The organism is Micromonospora sp. NPDC048999 (assembly GCF_040649295.1).
Taxonomy (GTDB): Bacteria; Actinomycetota; Actinomycetes; order Mycobacteriales; family Micromonosporaceae; genus Micromonospora.
Map to the genome: position 1 here is coordinate 117,664 of NZ_JBEZFI010000002.1, position 24,192 is coordinate 141,855.

Below are 24,192 nucleotides of genomic sequence, written 5' to 3' on the forward strand. Positions count from 1 at the left end.
GAAGGAAGCAGCATGACCGACATCACCGTCACCGAGGTTGCCCCCGAGGCCACCGAGGCGCCGGCGCCCGTCGCCCGCGCGCCTCGTGGCGACCGCCTGATCCAGACCGTGGGTCGGCGCAAGGAGGCCATTGTCCGGGTTCGTATCGTCCCCGGCACCGGCAAGATCACCTGCAACGGCCGTGACCTCGAGGCCTACTTCCCGAGCAAGGTGCACCAGCAGCTCATCAAGGACCCGCTGGTGACCGCCGAGAAGGCCGAGGCCTTCGACGTGATCGCCAACCTCCGTGGTGGCGGCACCACCGGTCAGGCCGGTGCGCTGCGCCTCGCCATCGCCCGGGCGCTGATCGTGAGCGAGCCGGACGACCGCCCGGCCCTGAAGAAGGCCGGCTTCCTGACCCGTGACGCCCGGGTCAAGGAGAGCAAGAAGTACGGCCTCAAGAAGGCCCGTAAGGCTCCCCAGTACTCGAAGCGCTGATCATCAGCGGCACCTTGTACTTCTGACGGACGGCCGGGTCCGCCTCCCCCTCGGGAGGTCGGGCCCGGCTGTTCTGCTCTTCCCATCGCAGTTCCATCGGAGGTTGGGGTATGGGCCGGTTGTTCGGCACGGACGGCGTACGCGGGCGGGCGAACGCGGATCTCACCCCGGAGTTGGCGCTCGCGGTGGCGGTCGCCGCCGCGCACACGCTCGCCGAGTCGGACCGGAGCCATCCGCCGCTCGCCGTGGTCGGCCGGGACACCCGGGCCAGCGGCGAGATGCTGGAGGCCGCGGTGGTGGCCGGGCTCACCAGCGCCGGCGCCAACGTGGTGCGGGTCGGCGTGCTGCCCACCCCCGCCGTGGCGTTCCTCACCGCCGAGGCCAAAGCCGACCTGGGCGTGATGCTCTCCGCCTCGCACAACCCGATGCCGGACAACGGGATCAAGCTCTTCGCCGCCGGGGGGCACAAGCTGCCCGACGAGATCGAGATGCGGATCGAGGCAGCCGTCGAGGCGAACGCCACCACCGCCTGGAAGCGCCCGGTCGGCGCCGGCGTGGGCCGGGTGCACGATCTGCTCGACGGCGCCGACCACTACGTCCAGCACCTGGTCGGGACCGTGCCGCACCGGCTGGACGGGATCAAGGTGGTGGTCGACTGCGCCAACGGCGCCGCCGCCGAGGTGGCCCCGGTGGCGTACCGGGAGGCCGGCGCCGAGGTGATCGCGATCTACGCCGAGCCGGACGGGCTCAACATCAACGACGACTGCGGCTCCAACCACATCGACGCGCTGCGGGCCGCCGTGGTGGAACACGGAGCGCACCTGGGCATCGCCCACGACGGGGACGCCGACCGCTGCGTCGCGGTGACCGCCGACGGTGACGAGGTCGACGGCGACCAGGTGATGGCGATCCTCGCCCTGGGCATGCGCGAGGCCGGCGAGCTGACCCAGGACACCCTGGTCGCCACCGTGATGAGCAACCTCGGCCTGCGCCTGGCCATGTCCGCGCAGGGCATCCGGCTGGTCGAGACCAAGGTCGGCGACCGGTACGTGCTGGAGGAACTGCGCGCCTCCGGCCTCGCCCTCGGCGGCGAGCAGAGCGGGCACATCGTCATGCCCGCGTACGCCACCACCGGCGACGGCGTGCTCACCGGCCTGCACCTGATGTCCCGGATGGCGGCCACCGGCAAGTCACTCGCCGAGCTGGCCACCGTGATCACCAAGCTGCCGCAGGTGCTGATCAACGTGCCGGTGAGTGACCGGACCGTGGGCTCCGCCGCGCCGGCCGTCCGGGCCGAGGTGGAACGGGCCGAGGCCGAGCTGGGTGAGACGGGCCGCGTGCTGCTGCGCCCCTCCGGCACCGAGCCGCTGGTCCGGGTCATGGTCGAGGCGGCCACCGAGGCCACCGCCCGGTCCGTCGCGGAGCGGATCGCCGAGCAGGTCCGCACCGCCAGTCCGGTCGGCTGACGACTGTTCCGGCTCATCCGGGCGCGGCGGGTTGGCCCCCCGCGTCCGGCTCAGGACCGGGAAACCCGGCGGAGGAAGCGGTCGGCCAGGTCGACCACCTGGTCGGCGTCCAGCTCCAGCGCCGGGCCGGCCACCGTCACCTCGGCCAGCGCGATCCCGGGTACCTCGGTGTCGCGCCAGCCGCCGACGAACCAGGCCTTCTCCTCCTCGGCGAGGGCCAGGTTGGCGGCGTTGAGCGCCTCCGCCGGATGCGGCAGCCAGAGCCGGAACTGGTGGGTGTGCGGCGGTGCCGGATGCACCCGCGCGCCGGGAAGGGTGGCCAGGGCCGCGGCAATCACCTTGGCGTGCGTCACGTAGTCGGACAGTCGGGGCAGCTCGTGTGCCAGGCCGGCGAGCGCGGCGAGGGCGGCCGGCCATTGCTGGAACAGGTTCCCGCCGTAGCGGTGTCGCCAGGCGCGGGCATACCGCACCAGCTCCGTGGAGCCGGCCAGCGCCGCCCCGGAATGGCCACCGAGGGACTTGTAGAACGAGACGTACGTGCTGTCGGCCAGGGCGGCGATCTCGGTCGCCGAGCGTCCCAGGTGGGCGGTCGACTCCCAGAGCCGGGCACCGTCCAGGTGTATCCGGACGCCCTGCTGCCGGGCCGCGTCGACCACCGCGACCAGCTCGTCCCAGCCCGGCAGGACGAAACCGGCGTCGCGTAGCGGCAGTTCCAGCAGCAGTGTGCCGATCGGCTCGTCGAGCGCGCCGATTTCCTCGGCCGTCGGGTTGCGCGGCGCGCCCGTGGTCAGCACCGCCCGTAGGCCGCTGAGCACGGCGTACGCGTCCCGCTCGTGAACCAGCGGGTGGTTGAGCGGGTGCAGGCCGACGGTGTCCCGGCCGGTCAACTCGGCGCCGTAGCGTAGGGCGACCTGCTGGGCCATGGTGCCGGTGGGGAAGAAGGCGACGGCCTCGGTGCCGAGCAGCTCGGCGACCCGGCGTTCCAGCTCCTCGACCGGGCCGCCCTCGCCGTAGCAGTCGGGCAGCAGATCCTCGGTCGCGGCGGACCGGAGCGTCGCCAGCTGCTCGTGCACCGACGCGGGCCGCACGCCGGAGAGCACGGTGTCGCAGCCGCGCTGCGCGGTGACCCGACGGAGCCGGTCGGCGTACGCGTCGGTCATCGTTCCGCCTTCAGCCGGCGCAGCCGGGCCACCGCCTCGGTCAGCACCTCGGGCCGCTTGCAGAAGGCGAACCGGACCAGCCGTCGCCCGGCCTCCGCATCGTCGTAGAAGACCTGGGTCGGCACCGCCACCACGCCGCAGCGCTCCGGCAGCGATCGGCAGAACTCCACCCCGTCCCGGCCGCCCAGCGGGGTGACGTCGGCGGTGACGAAGTAGGTGCCCTCCGGGGCGAGCACGTCGAACCCGGCGTCGGTGAGCCCGGTGACCAGCTGGTCCCGCCGCCGCTGCATGTCGTCCCGGAAACCTGTGAAGTAGGCGTCCGGCAGGGCGAGCGCCGCCGCGACGGCCGGTTGCAGCGGCCCGGCGTTGACGAAGGTGAGGAACTGCTTCACCCGCAGCACCGCGGAGACCAGCGGCGCGGGTCCGCTCACCCAGCCGACCTTCCATCCGGTGCAGGAGAAGGTCTTGCCGGCCGAGGAGATCCGCAGTGTCCGCTCCCGCATGCCGGGGAGCGTCGCCAGCGGCACGTGCGGTGTGGTGGCGTCGGTGAAGACCAGGTGCTCGTACACCTCGTCGGTGATCGCGTACGCGTCGTGCTCCTGGCACAGCTCGGCGACCAGGGCCAGCTCGTCGGGGGTGAAGACCTTGCCGGTCGGGTTGTGCGGGGAGTTCAGCAGCACCAGCCGGGTGCGCGGCCCGAACGCGGCGCGCAGCTCGGCCGGGTCGACGGCGTACCGGCCGTCGGCGCCGGGACGCAGCGTGACCGGCCGGCGGACCGCGCCGGCCAGCGCGATGGAGGCGGCGTACGAGTCGTAGTACGGCTCGAGGCAGACCACCTCGTCGCCCGGCTCGCACAGGGCGAGGATGCTGGCGGCGATCGCCTCGGTGGCGCCGGCGGTCACCACGATCTCGCCGTCCGGGTCGTACTCGAGGCCCCAGAAGCGGTGCTGGTGGGCCGCGACGGCCGCGCGCAGCGCCGGGATGCCCGGCCCCGGCGGGTACTGGTTGTGCCCGGAGCGCAGCGCCTCGGCGGCCGCCGCGAGCATCTCCGGCGGGCCGTCGGTGTCCGGGAAACCCTGCCCGAGGTTGACCGCGCCGGTGCGTACGGCGAGCGCGGACATCTCGGCGAAGATGGTGGTGCCGAACGGCCGCATCCGGGCCACCAGGGGATCGGTCGTCATCACGCGGGCCAGCCTACGGCCCCGGACGGAAGCCGCAAGAGCACCGCTGGTGCCGGATCGGCCCTACCAGCCGAAGCAGGCCACCCACCACCTGCCCGAGTTCTCGGAGACGACCTTCCCGTTGATGGTGATCCGGCAGGTCGCATCGCCCGAGCCGATGGGCGCCGCCAGGACCTGTACCCGCTCGCGGTCGTTGGCGGTGAACGTCATCCGCCACGGCGTCCGCACCTCGTCGACCTCGAAGAAGTCGGCGTTGGCGTCGTAGAACTGGAGGTCCACAGTGTCGGTGCCGCCCACCTCGTAGACGACCGTCAGCTCGCCGGGCCCGTCCGACGGAGCGGTGGCAGGGCTGTCTTGTGCCGTGGTGACATTTGGTTCGTCGGGCACGCCGAAATCGGGGTACGGCTCCCCGGATGCCACGGGCTCAGCGGTCAGGTCGTCGAGCAGGCCAAGGCCGACGCAGCCGCAGCAGAGAAGCGCCAGGAGGGCGGCCACCACGCCGACCACGATCGCTACGGTTCGGCCTCCGTTCGTCCGGGCCGGCGGCGCTCCGGGGTACGCGTACGGCGGCGGGTAGCCCTGTGGCGGCCAGGCCGGTGCGGGGTGCCCGGGCCAGGCTTGACCGGGTGGTGGGGCCGCGCCGGCCGGTGGGTAGGTGGGGGCACCCGCCGGTGGGTAGGTGGGCGCGCCGGCCGGTGGGTAGGCGTCGGACTGGCCGGGGGACTCGTTGGGGGCCGGGTTCTCATACGCGCCCGGCGTGCCGAGCCCGACGGGCGTGTCCGGCGGTGACCAGGGAGTCGGTGTCCAGGGCGTCGGTGGTGTCCAGGGCTGCGGGGCGGCCAGCGGGTCCGGTGGTGTCCAGGGCGCGGGCGGCGGTGGGGCGGCGGGATCGGTGGAACCCCCGCTCGCCGGCGGCTCGGGGGGAGGCGTTGCCTCAGACATCAGCTCAGCTCGCAGGGGACGGGCGCGGACCGGCCGCGGGAAGGGTGGTGGGGGACCCCGACCAGGGCCTTCAATGTACGGCGCGGCGGCAATCTCCGGTCGGCTGCGTTTTCGTCCCGTCGGTCGATTCTTCCTATACGCGCCATTTGCCTACCAGATCGCTCAAAATCTGTGATCATTTACCCGGCTTTCGAGCACACATCATGTGTGAAACTGGGTTAGGCTGCGGACCATGTGTGGAATCGTGGGTTACGCCGGCGCGCGCCCAGCGCTCGGCATCGTGCTCGACGGGCTGCGGCGGCTGGAATACCGGGGCTACGACTCGGCCGGCGTGGCCGTCGTCTGCGACGACGAGCTGCTGATCGAGAAGAAGGCCGGCAAGCTGGCCAACCTGGAGAAGGTTCTCGCCGAGCGGGCCGCGAGCGACCCGGAGTCCTGCGCCGCCAGCCCGATCGGCATCGGTGACGGCACCACCGGCATCGGCCACACCCGGTGGGCCACCCACGGCGGGCCGACCGACCGCAACGCCCACCCGCACCTGTCCCCCGACGGCCGGGTCGCGGTGATCCACAACGGCATCATCGAGAACTTCGCCAGGCTCCGCGCCGAGCTGGAGGACGACGGCGTCGAGTTCGCCAGCGACACCGACACGGAGTGCGCCGCACACCTGCTCGCCCGCGCACTGGCCGACCTGCGCGCGGCCGGCGAGGTCGACAGCCCGCAGCTGCTCGCCTCCGCGATGCGGGTGGTCTGCCAGCGGCTGGAGGGCGCCTTCACCCTGCTCGCCGTCGACGCCGGCATCCCCGGCGCGGTGGTCGGCGCCCGGCGTAACTCGCCCCTGGTCGTCGGGCGCGGCGACGGGGAGAACTACCTGGCCAGCGACGTGGCCGCGTTCATCGAGCACACCCGCGACGCGGTCGAGCTGGGTCAGGACCAGATCGTCCTGATCACCCCGGACAGCATCGAGATCAGCGACTTCGCCGGCCAGCCCGCCACCGGCAAGGACTTCCACATCGACTGGGACTCCTCGGCGGCTGAGAAGGGCGGCTACGACTGGTTCATGCTCAAGGAGATCGAGGAGCAGCCGCAGGCGATCGCCGACACGCTGCTCGGCCGGCTCACCGACACCGGTGAGATCGCCCTCGACGAGGTACGCCTCAGCGAGCAGGACCTGCGCGACGTCGACAAGATCTTCATCGTCGCCTGCGGCACCGCGTACCACTCCGGCATGGTCGCCAAGTACGCCATCGAGCACTGGACCCGGATCCCCTGCGAGGTGGAGCTGGCCAGCGAGTTCCGCTACCGCGACCCGGTGCTGGACCGTTCCACGCTGATCGTGGTGATCTCGCAGTCCGGCGAGACCATGGACACCCTGATGGCCCTGCGTCACGCCAAGGAGCAGAAGGCCCGGGTGCTGGCCATCTGCAACACCAACGGCTCCACCATTCCGCGTGAGTCCGACGCCGTCCTCTACACGCACGGCGGCCCGGAGATCGCGGTCGCCTCCACCAAGGCCTTCCTCACTCAGCTCGTCGCCTGCTATCTGATCGGGCTGCACCTGGCCCAGGTGCGCGGGATCAAGTTCGCCGACGAGGTGGGCGCGGTCGTCGCCCAGCTGCAGGAGATGCCGGGCAAGCTGCGCGAGCTGCTGAGGCGGATCGAGCCGGTCCGCGAGCTCGCCCGCGAGCTGAAGTCCGAGCCGACCGTGCTCTTCATCGGCCGGCACGTCGGCTACCCCGTGGCGCTGGAGGGCGCGCTGAAGCTCAAGGAGCTGGCGTACATGCACGCCGAGGGCTTCGCCGCCGGCGAGCTGAAGCACGGCCCGATCGCGCTGATCGACAAGGGCACCCCGGTGATCTGCATCGTGCCTTCGCCCATCGGTCGGGGCATGCTGCACGACAAGGTCGTCTCAAACATCCAGGAGGTGCGGGCCCGGGGCGCCCGCACCATCGTGATCGCCGAGGAGGGCGACGAGGCCGTCGTCCGCTACGCCGACCACCTGATCTACGTGCCGCGTACGCCCACGCTGCTGGCGCCGCTGGTGACCACGGTGCCCCTGCAGGTGCTGGCCGCCGAGATCGCCGCCGCCCGCGGACACGATGTCGACCAGCCGCGCAACCTGGCCAAGTCGGTCACCGTCGAGTAGTCGATCGCGGCGCGGCCCCTCCGCCTGCCGGTGGGCGGGCCGCGACGCGTGCGTTCATCGGCCCAGCACGATCTGGGCCATGCCGTCCAGCGCCGGGTTGCCGGGTTCCCAGTAGCCGGTGTGGCCGTACCGGCCGCTGGGGAAGCGCCGGCCGCCGAAGCCAGGGTCGCTCGGGTCGCGCCCGAACCACAGCTCGTGGCCGCCGAGCGCGGCCGCCGCCGGGCCGAGCGGCGTGGCGGCCAGCACCGCCCGCCGGGCCAGCTCCTCCGGCGGCCGGGCCAGCCGGATCACGTCGTCCGGCGCGGTGCTGGCCCAGACCTGCCCGGGCAGCATGCGCAGCTCGCCGGCGTGCTCGACGCCCACCCCGGGAGAGCCGACGAAGACCAGTGCGTCGGCGCTCAGCCCGTGGTCGCGGGCAGTCATGCCGACCACCACCGAGCCGTAGCTGTGGCCGAGCACGGTCTGCCGGGCCGGTGGGCCCTCGTGCGAGGCGCGTAGCCCCTCCTGGAACCGGTGCAGCGCCGGCCCGGCATCCTCGGCCTGCCGGGAGCGGGCCGCCTCGGGCAGGAAGTCCGGCGCGTCGTAGTCCAGCCAGAGCACCGCCGCCGTCTCCTCGCCGGGGCCGAGCGCCGCGCAGCGGTCCAGCACCCGGGCGGCCCGGCCCAGCTCGCCGGGGGCGTCGGCGAGGTCCGCGGTCATCCCCGGGACGTACGTGAGCACCGCGCCGGCCCGGTCGGGATTGCCCAGCGCCATCACCACGCGCCCGTCCCCGGCCGGATCCAGCCCGAGCAGGTACGCCCGGGGCGCCTGCGGCGCGGCCAGCCGCCGGCCCAGCGCGTCGAGGCCGTGCAGTGCCGCCTCGACCTGGGCGAGCCGGGCCACCCGGGCCAGCTCGGCCGGCCCCGGCGGCAGCGGCGCCAGCAGCCGTCGGCGCCGGGCGGCCAGTTCCTCGCGTCGCCCGGCCAGCAGCAGCCGGTTGGCCTGGTCCCGGGCCGTCACCGGCACGCCGTCGAGGCGGCCGACCCGGGCCGGCTCGTGCCCGATCAGCCAGCGGCGCTCGGCCGGGGTGAGCCCGGCCCACCAGCGGCCGACCTCGGCCGGACCGGCTCCGGGCGACGGCCGCCAGGCGGGCGGGATGCTCACCCAGCCGGAGACCGCCGCCGTGGTCAACTCGCCCAGCCGGGCGGCGGCCTCCCGGTCCGCCGCGCCGGCGAGCGCCAGCGCGCCGTGCAGCTCGGCCGACACGGTGGTCAGCGCCGGCCGAGGCGTGCCGCGGGGCGGGGGCGGGCCGGATCGGGCCGGATCGCTCCCGCCCGGTCCACCAGCAGGCCGCCCGCGTCGGCGTGCGCCACCGCGGCGGTGAGGCGAGCCTTCGCCGTGCCCAGCCGGGCGGCGAACTCGGCGAGCACCTGGTCGACCTCGATCAGCGCGGGCAGCACCTCGGTCAGCGCGCCGCGCAGCCCGCCGAGCCGCCCGCGTGCCGCAGTGGCGGCCCCACCGGACCAGGCGGGGCGCAGGGCGGCGACCCGGGCGTCCAGCCCGTCGGCCCGCTGCCGGACTGGGCCGGTGAGCCCGCGCCAGGCCGCCCCCGCCGCGATCCAGGCCCCCGGATCCGCCGCCCAGAGCTGCGCGTAGCCGACCGGCGCGGCCGCGAGCGCCCCGCTGCCGTTCACCGGGGGATCCCGGCCAGCCGTAGGGCGGCCCGCTCGTCCACCGCCTCGTAGCCGTCGGCGGCGGCCCGGACCGCCTCGGCGGTGGCCGCCACCCCGGCGGCGAGTGTCCCGCACCAGCGGTGCGTCGCGGTTTCCAGCTCGGCCAGCGCCACCCCGACCCGCCAGCCGGCGGCCGGCGGCACCAGCCCGGGCGTGCCGGCCAGCGACTGCGCCAGCAGGTCTGCGTCGTCGCCCAACTCCCGGGCGACCCCGCGTAGCAGCTCCGGCTCGACGGCGAACGGCTCCTCGGTCATCGGCGCCTCCCCGTGGCGCAGGCCGTCAGCAGAAGGATGCCGGCGGCAGGCGGACACCCGCGCGGAACGGCGGGCGGATCGGGCAACGGGGACGCTAGGCGACAAGCGACCGCCGGTGTGGGCCCTGTGGACAACCGGCGGTGGTCGTACCGGCGGCTTGTCCACAGGCGTTGCCCACCGCGCGCCGGAGGGCTAATCTGCGGCCCCGACCGCCGGTAGGGTGAGTTGGCATGAGACCGGTGTGGAGGGTCGCAGACGTACGCGCGGCAGAGGCCGGCCTGATGGCCTCCCTCCCGCCGGGGACGCTGATGCAACGGGCCGCCACCGGCCTGGCACGCCGCTGCGCGTTGCTGCTCGCCGATCGGGGCGGCGTGTACGGCGCCCAGGTGCTGCTGCTGGTCGGCTCCGGCGACAACGGCGGCGACACCCTGTACGCGGGCGCGCGGCTGGCCCGGCGGGGCGCGGCGGTGTCCGCCCTGCTGCTCACCCCCGGCCGGGCACACGCCGACGGGCTGGCCGCGCTGCGGGCCGCCGGTGGGCGCCTCGTCGAGCGGCCCCCGGCCCTGGTGGACCTGGTTCTCGACGGCATCGTCGGGATCGGCGGCACCGGCGGGCTGCGGGAGACCGCCGACCAGCTCGCCGCGAGCCTGGCGGAGCGTTGCGGGCGGGACGGCGCCCAGGCCACCGTGGTGGCGGTGGACGTGCCGAGCGGCGTCGCGGTGGACACCGGGCACGTGCCACTCACCGCATCGGGCCGACCCTGCGCGGTACGCGCCGACGTGACGGTCGCCTTCGGCGCGCTGAAGCCGGCCCTGGTGGTCGGCCCGGCCGCCGCGCTCGCTGGGCACGTCGAGCTGGTCGACATCGGGCTGGAACCGTGGCTGCGCGGCACCCCGGCGCTGTGGGTCACCGAATGGTCGGACGCCGCCGACTGGTGGCCGCGGCCGGGCCCGTACTCGGAGAAGTACAGCCGGGGCGTGGTCGGCGTGGCGACCGGCTCGGCCACGTATCCCGGCGCGGCGGTGCTCTCGGTCAGCGGCGCGCTGGCCGGGCCGACCGGCATGGTCCGGTACGCGGGCGGCGCCCGCGCGGAGGTGCTGCACCAGCATCCGTCGGTGATCGCCACCGATCGGGTCGCCGACGCCGGCCGGGTGCAGGCCTGGGTCTGCGGGTCGGGGCTGGGCACCGGCGAGGAGGCCGCCGCCGAGCTGCGCGCGGTGCTCGCCGCGCCGGTGCCGGTGGTGCTCGACGCCGACGCGCTCACGCTGCTGGTCGACGGCTCGATGGCCGACCGGCTGCGGGCCCGGGACGCGCCGATCGTGGTGACCCCGCACGACCGGGAGTACGCCCGGCTGTGCGGAGAGACCCCGGGCGCGGACCGGGTGGCGGCCGCCCTGCGGCTGGCCGCCTGGATGAACGCGGTGGTGCTGCTCAAGGGCGACCGCACGATCATCGGCACGCCGGACGGCCGGGCGTACGTCAACCCGACCGGCACCGCGGTGTTGGCCACCGGGGGCACCGGCGACGTGCTGGCCGGGCTGCTCGGCTCGCTGCTGGCCGCCGGGCTGCCGGCCGAACGGGCGGCCGCCGTGGCGGCGTACCTGCACGGGCTGGCCGGCCGCGAGGCGGCCCGCAGCGGTCCGGTGACCGCGCCCGACGTGGCGACCGCGCTTCGTCCGGTGCTCGCCCGCCTGCTCTGACCAGGCGACTCACGGCCGCGGTGATCAGCGGCGGAAGTACGCTGGGAGTATGTGGCAGTCGGAGGTGCGCGTCGACCTGGACGCGATTCGGGAGAACGTGGCCCAGCTCAAGGCGGGCACCAGCGCCGAGTTGATGGCGGTGGTGAAGGCCGACGGGTACGGCCACGGCATGGCCCCGGCCGCCCGCGCCGCGCTCGATGCCGGCGCGGACTGGATCGGGGTCTGCACCCTCGACGAGGCGCTCACCCTGCGCCGGCAGGGGATCACCGCCCCCGTGCTGGCCTGGCTGCTCGCCCCGGGGCTGCCGCTGCACGACGGTGTCGCGGGCGGCATCGACCTGGGCTGCGCGAGCCTCACCCAGCTGGACGAGTTGGTCGCGGCGGGCCTCCGGGCGGACCGGCCGGCCCGGGTGCACCTCAAGATCGACACCGGCCTGTCGCGCGGCGGCGCGACCGTCGCCGACTGGCCCGCCCTGCTGGAGGCCGCGGCGAAGGCCCAGGCCGACGGCCTGGTCGAGGTGGTCGGGGTGTGGAGCCACTTCGCGTACGCGGACTCGCCCGGCCACCCCACCATCGACCGGCAGCTCGCCGTCTTCGAGGAGGGGGTGGGCATGGCCGAGAAGGCGGGGCTGCGCCCCCGGTACCGGCACCTGGCCAACTCGGCCGCCACGCTGACCCGCCCGGACGCCCACTTCGACCTGGTTCGTCCCGGTCTGGCCATCTATGGCCTCTCCCCGGTGGCCGGTGAGCGGTTCGGCCTGCGCCCGGCGATGACCGCCCGGGCCCGGGTGATGCTGACCAAGCGGGTCCCGGCCGGCACTGGTGTGTCGTACGGCCACACCTACCTCACCGAGCGGGAGGCCAACCTGGCCGTCGTCCCGCTCGGGTACGCCGACGGGGTGCCCCGACACGCCTCCGGCGCCGGCCCGGTGCAGCTCGGCGGCAAACGGCGGACCATCGCCGGCCGGGTCTGCATGGACCAGTTCGTGCTGGACTGCGGCGACGACGAGGTGGCGGCCGGGGACGTGGCGACGCTCTTCGGCAGCGGCGCGGACGGGGAGCCCACCGCCGACGACTGGGCCGAGGCGGCCGGCACGATCAACTACGAGATCGTGACCCGATTCGGCGGGGTCCGGGTGCCCCGCGTCTACGACGGCGAAAAACCGTGAGCGAGCGCAGGGGAGTGCCGGAATGAGTCGCCGCTCCCGCGTCCCCCGGCCGCGTACCGCCGCCGGCCGGGTCGCCGGGGCGATCGGCGCCGCCGTGGGTGTCGCCGCTGCCGGGCTGGCCGCGGGGGTGGTGGGCGAGCGGCTCCTGGTCCGCCGCCTCAAGAGCGACCCCGCCGACCCGTATACCCACGAGGACTTCGGCGCGCAGCGGTACGACGAGGCGTTCCAGCTGGAGATGCCGGACGGCACCGACATCCACGTGGAGGTGGTCGAGCCGACCCGGCCGGTCGCCGGGCATCCGACCGTGGTGCTGGTGCACGGCTTCTGCCTGGACATGGGGACGTTCCACTTCCAGCGCGAGCTGCTCGCCGCGCGCGGCGACTACCGGATCGTCGCGTACGACCAGCCCGGGCACGGCCGCTCCGGGCGGCTGGAGACCGGCGACTACGACCTGGCCGCGCTGGGTCGGACCCTGCGCCGGGTGCTCGACGAGGTCGCCCCGGAGGGGCCGCTGGTGTTGGTCGGCCACTCCATGGGCGGCATGACGATCATGGCGCTGGCCGAGCTCTGTCCGGAGCTGTTCGGCGACCGGGTGGTCGGCACCGTGCTGATGGCCACCTCGGGCGGCGCGCTCGCGGAGACCAGGCTGGTGGCGCCCGCGCTGCTCGGCCGGGTCGCCGCGCCCATGCTCTACATGATGAGCAACGCCGCCCGGTACGGCGGCACGATGATCGACAAGGCCCGGAAGTCGACGTCCAACGTCGCCTGGCTGCTCACCCGCCGGTACGGTTTCGGCACCGAGAAGCCCAGCCCAGCCCTGGTGTCGTACGTCGAGGCGATGAACTCGCGAACCTCCGCCGACACGGTCACCCGCTACCTGCGTACGCTGGCCACCCACGCCCGCTACCCGGCGCTGGCCGCGCTGGCCGGCACGCCGGTGCTGGTGATCGTGGGAGACAAGGACATGATCACGCCGGTGACCCACTCCGAGGAGATCGTTCGGCGGCTGCCGCACGCCGAGTTCGTGAAGATCCACGACAGTGGGCACGTGGTGATGCTGGAGCACGCCGACGAGGTCAACGCGGCGTTGGCAGGGTTCCTGGAGGGGCTGTGACCGTCGTCGTGGAGCTGAAAACGGTCGACGACACCCACGAGTTCGGCCGGCGGCTGGCTGGGGTGCTGCACGCCGGTGACCTGCTGCTGCTCAGCGGTCCGCTGGGTGCCGGCAAGACCGCGCTGACCCAGGGCATCGGCGCCGGCCTCGGCGTACGCGGCGACATCACCTCGCCGACCTTCGTGATCGCCCGGGTGCACCGCCCGGATCCGAGCCGGGGCGGGCGGGTGACCCTGGTGCACGCCGACGCGTACCGGCTGGGGGAGTCCGCCGATCCGCGCGCCGAGATCGACGATCTGGACCTGGACGCCTCGGTGGACGAGGCGGTGACCGTGGTCGAGTGGGGCGAGGGGATGGTCGAGCAGCTGGTCGAAGCACACCTGCGGGTACGCATCGACCGCCGGGACGACGACATTCGCGTGGTGACCCTGGAACCGGTCGGCGGTGACTGGGCGCGGCGCCTCGCCACCCTCGACTGACCGGTGTCGTACCCGACGCCTACAGTGCCCGCGACAAATCTGACCGGCGGAAGGTTGCCGATGCCCGAAGACACCCCCACCCTCGACCTGCTGGCGCTGCTGCCCGACGCGTGGCGGGCCGTGGTCACCCCGCACCTCGACCCGGCCCGCACCGCGGCGCTGGCCGAGTTCGTCGCCGGGGAGTTCGCCACCCAGACCGTCTTCCCGCCGGTCGAGGATCTCTTCTCCGCGTATCGACTGTGCGGGCCGGCGGAGTGCCGGGTGCTGATCCTGGGGCAGGACCCGTACCACAAGGCGGGGCAGGCACACGGGCTGAGCTTCAGCGTGCGCGAGGGGGTGACGGTGCCGCCGTCGCTGCGCAACGTCTTCAAGGAGCTCGGCGAGGACGTGGGCGTGCCGAAGCCGCGCAGCGGCAACCTGACCGGGTGGGCGGCGCAGGGGGTGCTGCTGCTCAACTCGGTGCTCACCGTCCGGCAGGCCACCCCCGGCTCGCACGCGAACAAGGGCTGGGAGGAGTTCACCGACGCCACCATCCGGGCCCTGGACGCCCTCGACCAGCGGGTGGTCTTTCTGCTCTGGGGCGGCTACGCGCGCAAGAAGGCGGCCCTGGTCACCAACCCGCGGCACGTGGTGCTGGAGGCAGGCCACCCCAGCCCGATGAACCCGCGCGGCTTCCTGGGCAGCCGTCCGTTCAGCGCGGCCAACAAGGCCCTCGCCGACGTCGGCCTGTCCACCATCGACTGGGAACGGTCAGCCGGCTGACCCGAGACTGGCTACTCGGCCAGTGCGTCGAGCGCCGCGTCCAGGTGGCTGTCCAGCGACTCCACCTCGACGCGGAGCTGCCGGTCGAGCGCCGCGAACAGGCGCTCGACCGTGGGCAGGCTCGGCAGCCGGTCACCGCGCTCGATGCGGGCGACCGCGCCCTGGCTCAGCCCGGCCAGATCGGCCAGCGCCTGCTGAGTGAATTGGCGGAGTTCCCGCTCGTGGCGGACGATCGCTCACAAGTGGTGTGCCTTCTTGAGCGAGGTCACCGTCAGTAGCGGACGGAGGGGCGGCTAGGCTGGCACACCGTGCTCGTACTCGTGGTGGACTCCTCGACGCCCGCGGTGACCGCGGCCCTGATCGAGGTCTCGGCGGACGCTGTCGTGGCCCGCGCGCAGCGGTGCACGGTCGACGCCCGGGCACACGGAGAACTGCTCGCCCCGCAGGTCGACGCGGTGCTTGCCGACGTCGACGCCCGCCCCGGCGATCTCGCCGCGATCGTCGCCGGGCTCGGCCCGGGGCCGTTCACCGGGCTGCGGGTCGGCCTGGTCACCGCCGCCACCATGGGGCAGGTGCTGGGCATTCCGACGTACGGTGTCTGCTCCCTGGACGGGATCGGCCACCCGGCGGCCGCCGGCGAGCCGGTCCTGGCCGCCAGCGACGCGCGGCGCCGGGAGGTCTACTGGGCGGTCTACGACGGCGCCGGCCAGCGGATCGCCGGGCCGAACGTCGACGCCCCCGCGGTCGTCGCCGAGCGGGCCCGGGGCCTGGCCGTCACCGTCGCCGTCGGCGACGGCGCACATCGGTACGCGGACGTCCTCGGCCTGCCGCTGCGGGTCGAACCGCGCTACCCGGACCCGACGGCGCTGGCCCGGATCGCCGCCGAGCGGATCCGCGCGGGCGCGCCCGGCGAGCCGCTCACCCCGCTCTACCTGCGTCGCCCGGACGCCGTCGCGGCCACCGGCCACAAGCCGGTCCTGCCATGACGGGCGCACGCCTGGGACGCTTCCGCTGGTGGCACATCGACCAGGTACTGCCGATCGAGGCCGATCTCTTCGGGGTCGAGCAGTGGTCCCCGGCGATGTTCTGGAACGAGTTGGCCAACCAGCACTGCTACCTGGTCGCCACCGACGACGACGGCACCGTGCTCGGCTACGCCGGGCTGCTGGTGGCCCCGCCCGACGAGGCCTGGGTGCAGAACATCGCGGTCCGCCGGGACGCGCAGCGCCGGGGTATCGGCCGGACGCTGCTGGAGGCGCTGCTCGCCGAGGCGGCCCGGCGCGGCGTCCGCAGCACCCTGTTGGAGGTCGCCGCGGACAACGCCCCGGCCCAGCGCCTCTACGCGACGTACGGCTTCGAGCCGATCGGCGTGCGGCGCGGCTACTACCAACCGAGCAACACCGACGCGCTGGTCATGCAGCGCAACGAGGACTGACGAGCATGGCTGACGAACCACTGATCCTCGGCATCGAGACCTCCTGCGACGAGACCGGGGTCGGGATCGTCCGCGGGCACACCCTGCTCGCCGACGCGCTGGCCTCCAGCGTCGAGGAGCACGCCCGGTTCGGCGGCGTGGTGCCCGAGGTGGCCAGCCGCGCCCACCTGGAGGCCATCGTGCCGACCATGGACCGGGCGTTGAAGCAGGCCGGGGTGACGATCGCGGACATCGACGCGATCGCGGTCACCTCCGGCCCGGGGCTGGCGGGCGCGCTGCTCGTCGGGGTCGCCGCCGCCAAGGGGTACGCGGTCGCCGCCGAGAAGCCGGTGTACGGGGTGAACCACCTCGCCGCGCACGTCGCCGTGGACACCCTGGAGCACGGCCCGCTGCCCGAGCCGGCGATCGCCCTGCTGGTCTCCGGCGGCCACTCGTCGCTGCTGCGCGTCGACGACCTGGCCCGAGGCGTCACCCCGCTCGGCTCGACCATCGACGACGCCGCCGGCGAGGCGTTCGACAAGGTGGCCCGACTGCTCGGGTTGCCGTTCCCCGGCGGTCCGTGGATCGACCGCCAGGCACGGGCCGGCGACCCGGAGGCCATCACCTTTCCGCGCGGGCTGACCGCCGCCAAGGACCTGGTCGCCCACCGCTACGACTTCTCGTTCTCCGGTCTGAAGACCGCGGTGGCCCGCTGGGTGGAAGCCCGGCAGCGGGCCGGCGAGCCGGTGCCGGTCGCCGACGTGGCCGCGTCCTTCCAGGAGGCGGTCTGCGACGTGCTGGTCGGCAAGGCCCTGGACGCCTGCCGGAGCAGCGGGATCGACACGCTGGTGATCGGCGGTGGGGTGGCTGCCAACTCGCGGCTGCGGGCGATGGCCGAGCACCGGGCGGCCAAGCATCACATCCGGGTGCGTACGCCCCGCCCGAACCTGTGCACCGACAACGGAGCGATGGTGGCCGCGTTGGGCTCGCACCTGGTCGCCTCGGGCGTCGCGCCGAGCCGCCTCGACCTGCCCGCCGACTCGGCGATGCCGCTGACCGTGGTCAGCGTCTGAGAGGGGAGCGCCGTGATCGTCCGGATGTGGGAGGCGAAGGCCGAGTCGTACGGCTTCGCCGACCTGATCACCTGGGTCTGCGAGACCGCGCTGCCCGAGTTCGAGCACGACCCGCTGCACCTGTCCAGCGAGGTGTTCTCCTCCACCGACCACCGCCTCGTGGTCATCTCCAAGTGGCGGAGCAACCCGCGTACGCTGCCGGACCCGCCGCCGACCCTGGTCGCCCGGCCGCCGCATTCCTGGGATTTCACCCAGGTCGACCGCTGACCCGGCACCCGCCCTGAGCGGCGGGAATTTGATAGCGCGGCCCGGCAGCGGCCACCTAACGTCGGAGGGTCATGCGTTTCTCACCGGCCGGCGATCCCGGCACCCCCGACGCCCGGTCCGCCACCCGTTACCTGGTCTGGCTGGCCGGTCGGCACCCACTGATCTTCAGCGCCGGTCTCGCGCTCGGCGTCGTCTGGATGGTGGCGCAGGCGCTGATGCCGGCCGCCGTCGGGCAGGCCGTCGACGCCGGCCTCGCCCACCGTGACCCGGACGCCCTGCTGCGCTGGGGGCTCGTGCTGCTGGGGCTGGGCGTCCTCCAGGCCACCGCCGGCATCCTCCGACACCGCTGCGCGGTGCACAACTGGCTCGGCGCCGCGTACCGGACCGTGCAGGTGGCGGTGGACGCCACCAACCGGCTCGGCGCCGCACTGCCCCGCCGGGTCGCCGCAGGCGAGGTGGTCAGCATCGGTACGGCCGACATCGCGCACATCGGCAGCGCCATCGACATCACCGCCCGAGGTGCCGGATCGGTGGTGGCGATCGTCACCGTATCGACGATTCTGCTGACCGCGTCGCTACCGCTCGGGCTGGTCGTGGTGCTCGGCGTGCCGCTGCTGATGGGGCTGGTGGCGTTGCTGATCCGGCCGCTGCACCGGCAGCAGGCGGCGTACCGGGACTCGACCGGCCGGCTCACCGCCCGTGCCGCCGACATCGTCTCCGGGCTGCGGGTGCTGCGCGGGGTTGGCGGGGAACCGGTGCTGTGCACCCGCTACCGGGAGCAGTCCCAGGCGCTGCGCGCCGCCAGCCTGCGGGTGGCCCGGGTGGAGTCGCTGCTCCAGGCGGCGCAGATCCTGCTGCCCGGGGTCTTCCTGGTGCTGGTGACCTGGCTGGGGGCCCGGTTCGCGCTGGCCGGCGAGATCAGCGCCGGTCAGCTCGTCGCGTTCTACGGCTACACCGCTTTCCTGGTCAGCCCGCTGCGTAACCTCACCGAGGCGGCCGACAAGCTGACCCGGGGGCACGTCGCTGCCCGTCGGGTGGTCCGGTTGCTCCGCCTCGCCCCTGAGTTCAGCGAACCGGCCCGCCCGGTGCCGCTGCCCGACGAGCCCGGCGAACTGGTGGACGTCCGATCGGGGCTGGTGCTGCGGCCGGGGCGGCTCACCGCGCTGGCGGCCACCGCCCCCGAGGACGCGGCCGAGATCGCCGACCGGCTCGGCCGGTACGTCGACGGGGATGTGACACTGCACGGCGTACCGCTGCGCGACGTGACACTGGCGACGGTGCGCGAGCGGATCCTGGTGGTCGACAACGACGCACAACTCTTCACCGGCCGGCTGCTCGCCGAGCTGGACCCGCACGACCGGGGCGACCGGGCCGTGGTCGAGGCGGCGCTGGGCGTGGCCGGTGCGGCCGACATCGTCGACGCGCTGCCCGACGGGCTGGACAGCCGGGTGGCCGAACGCGGCCGGGAGTTCTCCGGCGGGCAGCGGCAGCGGCTCCGGCTGGCGCGGGCGTTGGTCGCGGATCCGGAGACGCTGATCCTGGTCGAGCCGACCAGCGCGGTGGACGCGCACACAGAGGCGCGGATCGCCGACCGGCTGGGCACCGCGCGCCCCGGCCGGACCACGCTCGTGTGCACCACGAGTCCGCTGGTGCTCGGCCGCGCCGAGCATGTGGTGTTCGTGGAGGACGGCAAGGTGGTCGCGGAGGGCCGCCACGAGGAACTGCTCGCCGCCGAGCCGCGCTACGCGGCCACGGTGAGCCGGGAGGAGGACCGGTGAGCGCCGCCCTGCCCGTCGCCGATGCCGGCCAGGTCCGCCGGTACGCGCGCACCCTGATCCGCCGGCACCCACGTGGTCTGGCCGCCGCGCTCGGCCTGCACGCGCTCGCCGCGGCGGCCGGCCTGGTCGCGCCCCGGCTCCTCGGCGACCTGGTGGAGGGGATCTCGCACGGCGTCGGCAGCGTCACAGTCGACCGGATCGCGCTGGCCATCGCCGGTTTCGTGGTCGCCCAGTCGGTGCTGGTCCGCTTCGCCCACCTGGCCTCGGCCCGGCTCGGCGAGCGGGTCCTCGCCGAGCTGCGCGAGGAGTTCGTCGAGCGGGTCCTCGCCCTGCCGCTTGCCACTGTGGAGCGTGCCGGCACCGGCGACCTGCTCACCCGCACCTCCCGGGACGTCTCCGCGCTCTCCCGGACGGTGCGGTTCGCCGCCCCGGAGACGCTGATCTCGGCGGTCACCGTGCTGCTGATCCTCGGCGCGTTGCTGCTGACCGGCCCGCTGCTGGTGCTGCCCGCGCTGCTCGCGGTCCCGGTGCTGGTCACCGGCACCCGTTGGTACCTGCGCCGAGCGCCGGAGGGCTACCTCCGGGAGAACGCCGCGTACTCGGACATCACCGACGGGATCAGCGAGGTGGTGGAGGGGTCCCGGACCACGGAGGCGCTGCGGCAGCAGGCCCGCCGCCGGGTCCGCACCGACGCCGACATCCGCCGGTCGTACGCGGCCGAGCGGTACACCCTGTACCTGCGTACGGTCTTCTGGCCGGTGGCCGAGTTCGGGTACGTCGTACCGGTGGTGGCCACCCTGCTCATCGGCGGCTGGTTCTACCTGAAGGGCTGGGTGAGCCTGGGGCAGGTAACCGCCGCCACCCTCTACGCCCAGCAACTGGTGGACCCGGTCGATCGGCTCCTCGCCTGGCTGGATGAACTCCAGGTCGGCGGCGCCTCGCTGGCCCGGCTGCTCGGGGTGGCGGCCGACCCCGCCGCCGAGTCGGCCGACGCCCCGGCGACGCCCGCCAGCCAGAGCCCGGCGCGGGGTGAGGGCCGGCTGGCCGCCCACGACGTCCGGTACGCGTACCGGGAGGGGCACGACGTGCTGCACGGGGTGACCCTGGTGCCCCGGCCGGGGGAGAAGCTGGCCATGGTCGGCCCGTCCGGCGCGGGTAAGTCCACGCTGGGACGGCTACTGGCCGGGGTGCACCCGCCCCGCGCCGGCTCGGTCACCGTGGACGGCCGTCCGCTCACCGGGCTGCCCCTGGCCGAGCTGCGCGGCCACGTCGCGCTCGTCAGCCAGGAGCACCACGTCTTCATCGGCACCCTGGCCGAGAACGTGGCGCTGGTCCGGCCGGACGCGGAACCGGCCCAGGTACGCGCCGCGCTGGCCGCCGTCGACGCACTGAGCTGGGCGGAGGTGCTGCCGGACGGGCTGGACACGCAGGTCGGTGCGGGCGGGCACCCGCTCTCCCCGGCCCAGGCGCAGCAGCTGGCGCTGGCCCGACTGGTGCTCGCCGACCCGCACACGCTGGTGCTGGACGAGGCCACCTCGCTGATCGACCCGCGCGCCGCCCGGGCGCTGGAACGTTCCCTGGCCGCCGTGCTGGAGGGTCGGACGGTCATCGCCATCGCGCACCGGCTCTTCTCCGCGCACGACGCCGACCGGGTGGCGGTGGTGGAGGACGGCCGGATCACCGAGCTGGGCTCGCACGACGAGCTGGTCACCGCCGACGGCTCGTACGCCGCGCTCTGGCGCTCCTGGCACGGCTGAGCAGATCAGCCCACGTCGAGGGGGTCGGCGAGGAGGCGCTCGAAGGCCAGCTCGGCGGCGCCGATCAGCGCCCCGTTCCCGCCCAGCGTCGGCGTACGCAGCCGGACGTGCTCCAGACAGGCGGGCAGCCCGTTGGCGTTGAGCCGGCTGCGGACCTGGGCGGCGGCGGCCAGGTATAGGTCGCGCATGGTGCCGCCGAAAATGATCATTTCCGGGTTGAAGATGTTGACCAGGTTCGCCACGCCGAAGCCGAGCCAGTCACCGGCCTGGCGCACGGCGACCTGGGCGCGGGCGTCGCCCCGGTCGGCCGCGTCGAAGACGGCCAGCAGCGCCTCCCGGCCCCGGGCGTCGGAACGGCCGGCGGCCCGCAGCAGCCCGTGCTCGCCGATCTCGGTCTCCCAGCAGCCCCGGCGCCCGCAGTCGCAGGGCACACCGTCGCGGACCACCACCATGTGGCCGACCTCGCCGCTGTACCCGCCGTGCCCGGTGAGCCGCCGTCCGCCGGCGATGATGCCGGCCCCGACGCCGACATCCCCGTACAGGTAGATGACGTTGTCGCAGCCGGCCGCGACCCCCCGGGCGTGCTCGGCGAAGGCGGCCACGTCGGCCACGTTGCCCACGGTGATCGGTACGTTGGTGCCCAACTCGGCGGCGAGCGCGGCACCGATCGGCTCGTCCACCCAGCCGGTGGTCGGGCTCAGCCGGACCAGGCCGTCCGCGCGGCGGACCATGCCGCAGACCGCGACCCCGGCGCCGACGCAGACGGACCCGGCCGGCACCGACTGGTGCATCTCCTTGACCGCGCCGGCCAGCAGCGGCGCGGCCTCGTCGGCGAGGAGATTCCGGGGCCGGTCCAGCTCCCGGCGGTCGAGCAGCTGACCGCCAAGGCCGACCCGAGCGGCCCGCAACCGGTCCACCTCCACGCTGTACGCGTACGCGTAGATCCGCTCTGACTCGGGCCGGACGACCAGCGACGGTCGCCCGGCCCGGCCGGTCTCCTTCGGCGTCCCCTCGCTGACCAGGCCGGCGGCGGCGAGGTCGGCGGTCAGCGCGCCGATGGTGCTGCGGTTCAGCCCGAGGGCGGTGGTCAGCTCGGCGCGGGTGGTGGCGCCGTGCACGTGCACGTACCGCAGCAGCGCGCCCAGGTTCTGCCGGCGGATCTCGTCCTGGCTCGGACCTGCGCGCATTGCCACAACCATCTCGGGTGAGGGGGTCAGCGGGTGCCGGTGGCGGCGGCCCGCCGGCGGGACAGCGCGTCGATGGTGGCGGCCCCGAGCAGGACGACGCCGGTGACCACGTATTTGACGCCCGAGCTGTATCGCATCAAACTCATCCCGTTGTCAATGACGGCGATCACCGCACCGCCGAGCACCGCGTCGAGCACCCGCCCCTTGCCGCCGAAGAGGCTGGTGCCGCCGATGACCGCCGCGCCGACGGCGTAGAGCAGGACGCTGCTGCCCCCGGTGTTGGGGTCGACCGAGTTGGCCCGGCTGGCCGCCACGATGCCGCCGATGGCCGCCATGCCGGAGCAGATCACGAAGGCCGAGATCCGGATCCGGTCGACGTTGATGCCGGCACGGCGGGCCGCCTCCCGGTTGCCGCCGACGGCGTAGACGTGTCGGCCGTAGCTGGTTCGCTGGAGCACGAAGGTCCAGACGATCAGCAGCGTCGCGATGATCGGCACCACGATCGGCACGCCCTTGAGCGAGGTGATCAGGACGTTGCGGCTGCGTTCCAGGTTGAGGATGAAGACCGCCACGCCGAGGACCAGGGTCAGCGCGCCGATCCGGCTGAGGACCACCGCGATCGGGTCGATCAGCAGGCCGCGGGCGGCGCGTTGGCGGTGTCGGAGCAACTGCACCGCCGCGTAACCGGCAACCGCCACGGCGGCCAGCAGCCAGCCGAGGACGGGGGGCAGGTTCCGGTTGTCGATGGCCACCAGCACCTCGTCCCGTACCGAGATGTTCTGGCCCTCTTTCATGAGCATCAGCGCGATGCCCTGGAAGGCGAGAAAGCCGGCGAGCGTCACCACGAAGGAGGGGATGCCGACCTTCGCCACCAGCAGGCCGAGGAGCGTGCCGACGACCAGCCCGGTGGCGACCGCGGCGAGCACCGCGACGTACCAGGGGTAGCCGAGCACGGTCACCACGTTGGCCAGCACGGCGGCGCAGACTCCGCTGGTAAAGCCGGCGGAGAGGTCGATCTCGCCGAGCAGCAGGACGAAGACCAGCCCCATCGCGATCAGGGTGACCGCCGCGCCCTGGGTGAAGAGGTTGGCGAAGTTGCCGGCGGTGAGGAAGGTCGGGCGTGCGATCGAGAAGCCGACACAGAGCACGACGAGCATGCCGACGGCGGGGAGCGCGCCGATGTCGCCCCCGCGTACCCGCTGCCAGTAGTTGCGGAGGTGGCTGCCGATGGTGGGCGCCGGTGTGACGGCGGCGGGCCCCTCATTTTGCACGGCGGTGGTGGTCATCGGACGGCTCCTGGAGTGGGGTCGACGGGCTCGGCGCCGTTGCCGTTGCTGCCCGGGGCCGGGTCGGCGGGGAGGCCGAGCCTGCCGGAGCGGCCGGCGGTGATCAGCTCGACCACCTGCGAGTGGGTGATGTCGCTGGCCTTCACCTGGGCGACCATCTGGCCGAGGTAGAGCGCGGCGATCCGGTCGGAGACGGCGAAGACGTCGTTCATGTTGTGCGAGATGAGCACCACGGCCAGTCCCTTGTCCGCCAGCCGGCGGACCAGCTCCAGCACCTGTGCGGTCTGCGCGACGCCGAGTGCGGCGGTCGGCTCGTCCAGGATGACCAGTTTGCTGTTCCAGAGCACCGCCTTGGCGATCGCCACGGTCTGGCGCTGGCCGCCGGAGAGGCTGGAGACGTGCTGGCGCAGCGACTTCACCGTACGGACGCTGAGCCCGGCCAGGGTCTCGGCGGCCAACTGCTCCATGGTCGGCTCGTCGAGCACGATGCCGCTGCGCTTCTCCCGCCCGAGGAACATGTTCTGCACGATGTCGAGGTTGTCGCAGAGCGCGAGGTCCTGGTAGACGACCTCGATGCCGAGGGCCGCCGCGTCGCGTGGGCCGTGGATGTTCACCGGCTGGCCGTCGAAGAGGAACTCGCCGGCATCCGTGGGATAGATGCCGCTGATGCACTTGACCAGCGTCGACTTGCCGGCGCCGTTGTCGCCGACCAGCGCGGTGACCTCACCGGCGTGGGCGGTGAAGGCGACGTCGCGAAGCACTTGGACGGGACCGAAGCTCTTGTCGATCCCGCGCAGTTCCAGCAGGGGGGTGGCGGACACGGGGGTCTCCTTTACCCGGAGGGAGATCTCGGATCCCGTCCGGCGACG

Annotated in this window: 24 protein-coding genes; 14 read left to right on the forward strand and 10 right to left on the reverse strand. The window is 73.9% G+C overall.

All coding sequences use genetic code 11. The features are described 5' to 3' along the window. Nucleotides 1-12: 12 nt before the first annotated feature. Nucleotides 13-477, forward strand: coding sequence for a 30S ribosomal protein S9 (gene rpsI / locus AB0C02_RS04980; RefSeq protein WP_357541259.1), 465 nt, complete (start codon nucleotides 13-15; stop codon nucleotides 475-477). A gap of 110 nt (nucleotides 478-587) precedes the next feature. Continuing rightward, nucleotides 588-1,943 (forward strand): phosphoglucosamine mutase, encoded by a 1,356-nt coding sequence (gene glmM, locus AB0C02_RS04985; protein WP_357541261.1) that lies wholly within the window; start codon nucleotides 588-590, stop codon nucleotides 1,941-1,943. A gap of 50 nt (nucleotides 1,944-1,993) precedes the next feature. Here the strand turns inward: glmM and AB0C02_RS04990 are convergent, their stop codons facing one another. The 3 genes from AB0C02_RS04990 to AB0C02_RS05000 all read right to left on the reverse strand — a co-directional run bounded on the left by AB0C02_RS04990 (nucleotide 1,994) and on the right by AB0C02_RS05000 (nucleotide 5,226). After that, entirely contained in the window at nucleotides 1,994-3,103 is a 1,110-nt protein-coding gene (locus AB0C02_RS04990; protein WP_357541263.1) for a beta-eliminating lyase-related protein, read from the reverse strand. Further along, a complete protein-coding gene (locus AB0C02_RS04995; RefSeq protein ID WP_357541265.1) occupies nucleotides 3,100-4,284 on the reverse strand; it encodes a pyridoxal phosphate-dependent aminotransferase in 1,185 nt (394 codons plus the stop codon). The genes AB0C02_RS04990 and AB0C02_RS04995 overlap by 4 nt, the downstream gene beginning before the upstream one ends. A 63-nt stretch (nucleotides 4,285-4,347) precedes the next feature. Then, nucleotides 4,348-5,226, reverse strand: coding sequence for an MmpS family transport accessory protein (locus tag AB0C02_RS05000; RefSeq protein ID WP_357541267.1), 879 nt, complete (start codon nucleotides 5,224-5,226; stop codon nucleotides 4,348-4,350). Between the two features lie 232 nt (nucleotides 5,227-5,458). Between AB0C02_RS05000 and glmS the strand changes: the two genes are divergently transcribed. Next, nucleotides 5,459-7,372 carry a glutamine--fructose-6-phosphate transaminase (isomerizing) gene (glmS, locus tag AB0C02_RS05005; protein WP_357541269.1) on the forward strand — a complete coding sequence of 638 codons (1,914 nt, stop codon included), beginning with the start codon at nucleotides 5,459-5,461 and terminating at the stop codon, nucleotides 7,370-7,372. A 54-nt stretch (nucleotides 7,373-7,426) separates the two neighbouring features. On the opposite strand, the gene AB0C02_RS05010 is transcribed toward glmS, so the two are convergent. From AB0C02_RS05010 to AB0C02_RS05020, 3 genes are read right to left on the reverse strand one after another with little or no spacing between them, the layout of a single operon-like run. After that, complete coding sequence (locus AB0C02_RS05010) at nucleotides 7,427-8,617, reverse strand: alpha/beta hydrolase (protein ID WP_357541271.1); 1,191 nt, start codon at nucleotides 8,615-8,617, stop codon at nucleotides 7,427-7,429. Between the two features lie 5 nt (nucleotides 8,618-8,622). After that, nucleotides 8,623-9,045, reverse strand: a complete 423-nt coding sequence (locus AB0C02_RS05015) for a hypothetical protein (protein WP_357541273.1) — start codon at nucleotides 9,043-9,045, stop codon at nucleotides 8,623-8,625. Next, on the reverse strand, nucleotides 9,042-9,338 hold the full coding sequence (locus AB0C02_RS05020; protein ID WP_357541275.1) for a type VII secretion target: 297 nt from the start codon (nucleotides 9,336-9,338) through the stop codon (nucleotides 9,042-9,044). The genes AB0C02_RS05015 and AB0C02_RS05020 overlap by 4 nt, the downstream gene beginning before the upstream one ends. Before the next feature lie 230 nt (nucleotides 9,339-9,568). Between AB0C02_RS05020 and AB0C02_RS05025 the strand changes: the two genes are divergently transcribed. Genes AB0C02_RS05025 through ung form a run of 5 tightly spaced genes read left to right on the forward strand, consistent with a single transcriptional unit; the run spans nucleotide 9,569 to nucleotide 14,561 of the window. Then, nucleotides 9,569-11,038: an NAD(P)H-hydrate dehydratase gene (locus tag AB0C02_RS05025; protein ID WP_357541277.1), complete on the forward strand. Its 1,470-nt coding sequence runs from the start codon at nucleotides 9,569-9,571 to the stop codon at nucleotides 11,036-11,038. 49 nt (nucleotides 11,039-11,087) lie between these two features. After that, nucleotides 11,088-12,206, forward strand: a complete 1,119-nt coding sequence (gene alr / locus AB0C02_RS05030) for an alanine racemase (protein ID WP_357541279.1) — start codon at nucleotides 11,088-11,090, stop codon at nucleotides 12,204-12,206. A 22-nt stretch (nucleotides 12,207-12,228) separates the two neighbouring features. Then, the gene (locus tag AB0C02_RS05035) at nucleotides 12,229-13,320 is read left to right on the forward strand and encodes an alpha/beta hydrolase (RefSeq protein ID WP_357541281.1); all 1,092 of its coding nucleotides are present in this window, start codon (nucleotides 12,229-12,231) and stop codon (nucleotides 13,318-13,320) included. Next, nucleotides 13,317-13,799, forward strand: a complete 483-nt coding sequence (gene tsaE / locus AB0C02_RS05040; RefSeq protein WP_357541283.1) for a tRNA (adenosine(37)-N6)-threonylcarbamoyltransferase complex ATPase subunit type 1 TsaE — start codon at nucleotides 13,317-13,319, stop codon at nucleotides 13,797-13,799. Before AB0C02_RS05035 ends, tsaE begins: the two co-directional genes overlap by 4 nt. Nucleotides 13,800-13,859: 60 nt before the next feature. Then, nucleotides 13,860-14,561, forward strand: coding sequence for a uracil-DNA glycosylase (ung, locus tag AB0C02_RS05045; RefSeq protein WP_357541285.1), 702 nt, complete (start codon nucleotides 13,860-13,862; stop codon nucleotides 14,559-14,561). 11 nt (nucleotides 14,562-14,572) lie between these two features. Here ung and AB0C02_RS05050 read toward each other — a convergent pair whose 3' ends face one another. Next, nucleotides 14,573-14,794, reverse strand: a complete 222-nt coding sequence (locus tag AB0C02_RS05050; protein ID WP_357541796.1) for a helix-turn-helix transcriptional regulator — start codon at nucleotides 14,792-14,794, stop codon at nucleotides 14,573-14,575. Nucleotides 14,795-14,869: 75 nt separating this feature from the next. On the opposite strand from AB0C02_RS05050, the gene tsaB reads away from it, so the two are divergent. The 6 genes from tsaB (at nucleotide 14,870) to AB0C02_RS05080 (ending at nucleotide 20,850) form a co-directional block, all read left to right on the forward strand. After that, nucleotides 14,870-15,547 (forward strand): tRNA (adenosine(37)-N6)-threonylcarbamoyltransferase complex dimerization subunit type 1 TsaB, encoded by a 678-nt coding sequence (gene tsaB, locus AB0C02_RS05055; RefSeq protein ID WP_357541287.1) that lies wholly within the window; start codon nucleotides 14,870-14,872, stop codon nucleotides 15,545-15,547. Further along, nucleotides 15,544-15,996: a ribosomal protein S18-alanine N-acetyltransferase gene (rimI, locus tag AB0C02_RS05060; RefSeq protein ID WP_357541290.1), complete on the forward strand. Its 453-nt coding sequence runs from the start codon at nucleotides 15,544-15,546 to the stop codon at nucleotides 15,994-15,996. The genes tsaB and rimI overlap by 4 nt, the downstream gene beginning before the upstream one ends. A gap of 5 nt (nucleotides 15,997-16,001) precedes the next feature. Next, nucleotides 16,002-17,048 (forward strand): tRNA (adenosine(37)-N6)-threonylcarbamoyltransferase complex transferase subunit TsaD, encoded by a 1,047-nt coding sequence (gene tsaD / locus AB0C02_RS05065; RefSeq protein WP_357541292.1) that lies wholly within the window; start codon nucleotides 16,002-16,004, stop codon nucleotides 17,046-17,048. A 12-nt stretch (nucleotides 17,049-17,060) separates the two neighbouring features. Further along, a complete protein-coding gene (locus tag AB0C02_RS05070) occupies nucleotides 17,061-17,315 on the forward strand; it encodes a hypothetical protein (RefSeq protein ID WP_357541294.1) in 255 nt (84 codons plus the stop codon). 71 nt (nucleotides 17,316-17,386) lie between these two features. Then, nucleotides 17,387-19,093 carry an ABC transporter ATP-binding protein gene (locus AB0C02_RS05075; RefSeq protein ID WP_357541296.1) on the forward strand — a complete coding sequence of 569 codons (1,707 nt, stop codon included), beginning with the start codon at nucleotides 17,387-17,389 and terminating at the stop codon, nucleotides 19,091-19,093. After that, on the forward strand, nucleotides 19,090-20,850 hold the full coding sequence (locus AB0C02_RS05080; protein WP_357541298.1) for an ABC transporter ATP-binding protein: 1,761 nt from the start codon (nucleotides 19,090-19,092) through the stop codon (nucleotides 20,848-20,850). Before AB0C02_RS05075 ends, AB0C02_RS05080 begins: the two co-directional genes overlap by 4 nt. 5 nt (nucleotides 20,851-20,855) lie before the next feature. Here the strand turns inward: AB0C02_RS05080 and AB0C02_RS05085 are convergent, their stop codons facing one another. From AB0C02_RS05085 to AB0C02_RS05095, 3 genes are read right to left on the reverse strand one after another with little or no spacing between them, the layout of a single operon-like run. Beyond that, nucleotides 20,856-22,037 (reverse strand): ROK family transcriptional regulator, encoded by a 1,182-nt coding sequence (locus AB0C02_RS05085; protein ID WP_357541300.1) that lies wholly within the window; start codon nucleotides 22,035-22,037, stop codon nucleotides 20,856-20,858. 26 nt (nucleotides 22,038-22,063) lie between these two features. After that, on the reverse strand, nucleotides 22,064-23,323 hold the full coding sequence (locus AB0C02_RS05090; RefSeq protein ID WP_357541302.1) for an ABC transporter permease: 1,260 nt from the start codon (nucleotides 23,321-23,323) through the stop codon (nucleotides 22,064-22,066). Next, on the reverse strand, nucleotides 23,320-24,144 hold the full coding sequence (locus AB0C02_RS05095; RefSeq protein WP_357541304.1) for an ATP-binding cassette domain-containing protein: 825 nt from the start codon (nucleotides 24,142-24,144) through the stop codon (nucleotides 23,320-23,322). The genes AB0C02_RS05090 and AB0C02_RS05095 overlap by 4 nt, the downstream gene beginning before the upstream one ends. Nucleotides 24,145-24,192 lie beyond the last annotated feature (48 nt).

What these genes read in the sequence shown, in the direction of transcription:
- glmM (WP_357541261.1), top strand. Translation starts at nt 588, where the DNA reads ATGGGCCGGTTGTTCGGCACGGACGGCGTACGCGGGCGGGCGAACGCG.
- AB0C02_RS05035 (WP_357541281.1), top strand. Translation starts at nt 12,229, where the DNA reads ATGAGTCGCCGCTCCCGCGTCCCCCGGCCGCGTACCGCCGCCGGCCGG.
- AB0C02_RS05090 (WP_357541302.1), bottom strand. Translation starts at nt 23,323, where the DNA reads ATGACCACCACCGCCGTGCAAAATGAGGGGCCCGCCGCCGTCACACCG.
- AB0C02_RS05025 (WP_357541277.1), top strand. Translation starts at nt 9,569, where the DNA reads ATGAGACCGGTGTGGAGGGTCGCAGACGTACGCGCGGCAGAGGCCGGC.
- AB0C02_RS05000 (WP_357541267.1), bottom strand. Translation starts at nt 5,226, where the DNA reads ATGTCTGAGGCAACGCCTCCCCCCGAGCCGCCGGCGAGCGGGGGTTCC.
- AB0C02_RS04995 (WP_357541265.1), bottom strand. Translation starts at nt 4,284, where the DNA reads ATGACGACCGATCCCCTGGTGGCCCGGATGCGGCCGTTCGGCACCACC.
- glmS (WP_357541269.1), top strand. Translation starts at nt 5,459, where the DNA reads ATGTGTGGAATCGTGGGTTACGCCGGCGCGCGCCCAGCGCTCGGCATC.
- rimI (WP_357541290.1), top strand. Translation starts at nt 15,544, where the DNA reads ATGACGGGCGCACGCCTGGGACGCTTCCGCTGGTGGCACATCGACCAG.
- rpsI (WP_357541259.1), top strand. Translation starts at nt 13, where the DNA reads ATGACCGACATCACCGTCACCGAGGTTGCCCCCGAGGCCACCGAGGCG.
- AB0C02_RS05075 (WP_357541296.1), top strand. Translation starts at nt 17,387, where the DNA reads ATGCGTTTCTCACCGGCCGGCGATCCCGGCACCCCCGACGCCCGGTCC.
- AB0C02_RS04990 (WP_357541263.1), bottom strand. Translation starts at nt 3,103, where the DNA reads ATGACCGACGCGTACGCCGACCGGCTCCGTCGGGTCACCGCGCAGCGC.
- ung (WP_357541285.1), top strand. Translation starts at nt 13,860, where the DNA reads ATGCCCGAAGACACCCCCACCCTCGACCTGCTGGCGCTGCTGCCCGAC.
- AB0C02_RS05085 (WP_357541300.1), bottom strand. Translation starts at nt 22,037, where the DNA reads ATGCGCGCAGGTCCGAGCCAGGACGAGATCCGCCGGCAGAACCTGGGC.
- AB0C02_RS05020 (WP_357541275.1), bottom strand. Translation starts at nt 9,338, where the DNA reads ATGACCGAGGAGCCGTTCGCCGTCGAGCCGGAGCTGCTACGCGGGGTC.
- tsaD (WP_357541292.1), top strand. Translation starts at nt 16,002, where the DNA reads ATGGCTGACGAACCACTGATCCTCGGCATCGAGACCTCCTGCGACGAG.
- alr (WP_357541279.1), top strand. Translation starts at nt 11,088, where the DNA reads ATGTGGCAGTCGGAGGTGCGCGTCGACCTGGACGCGATTCGGGAGAAC.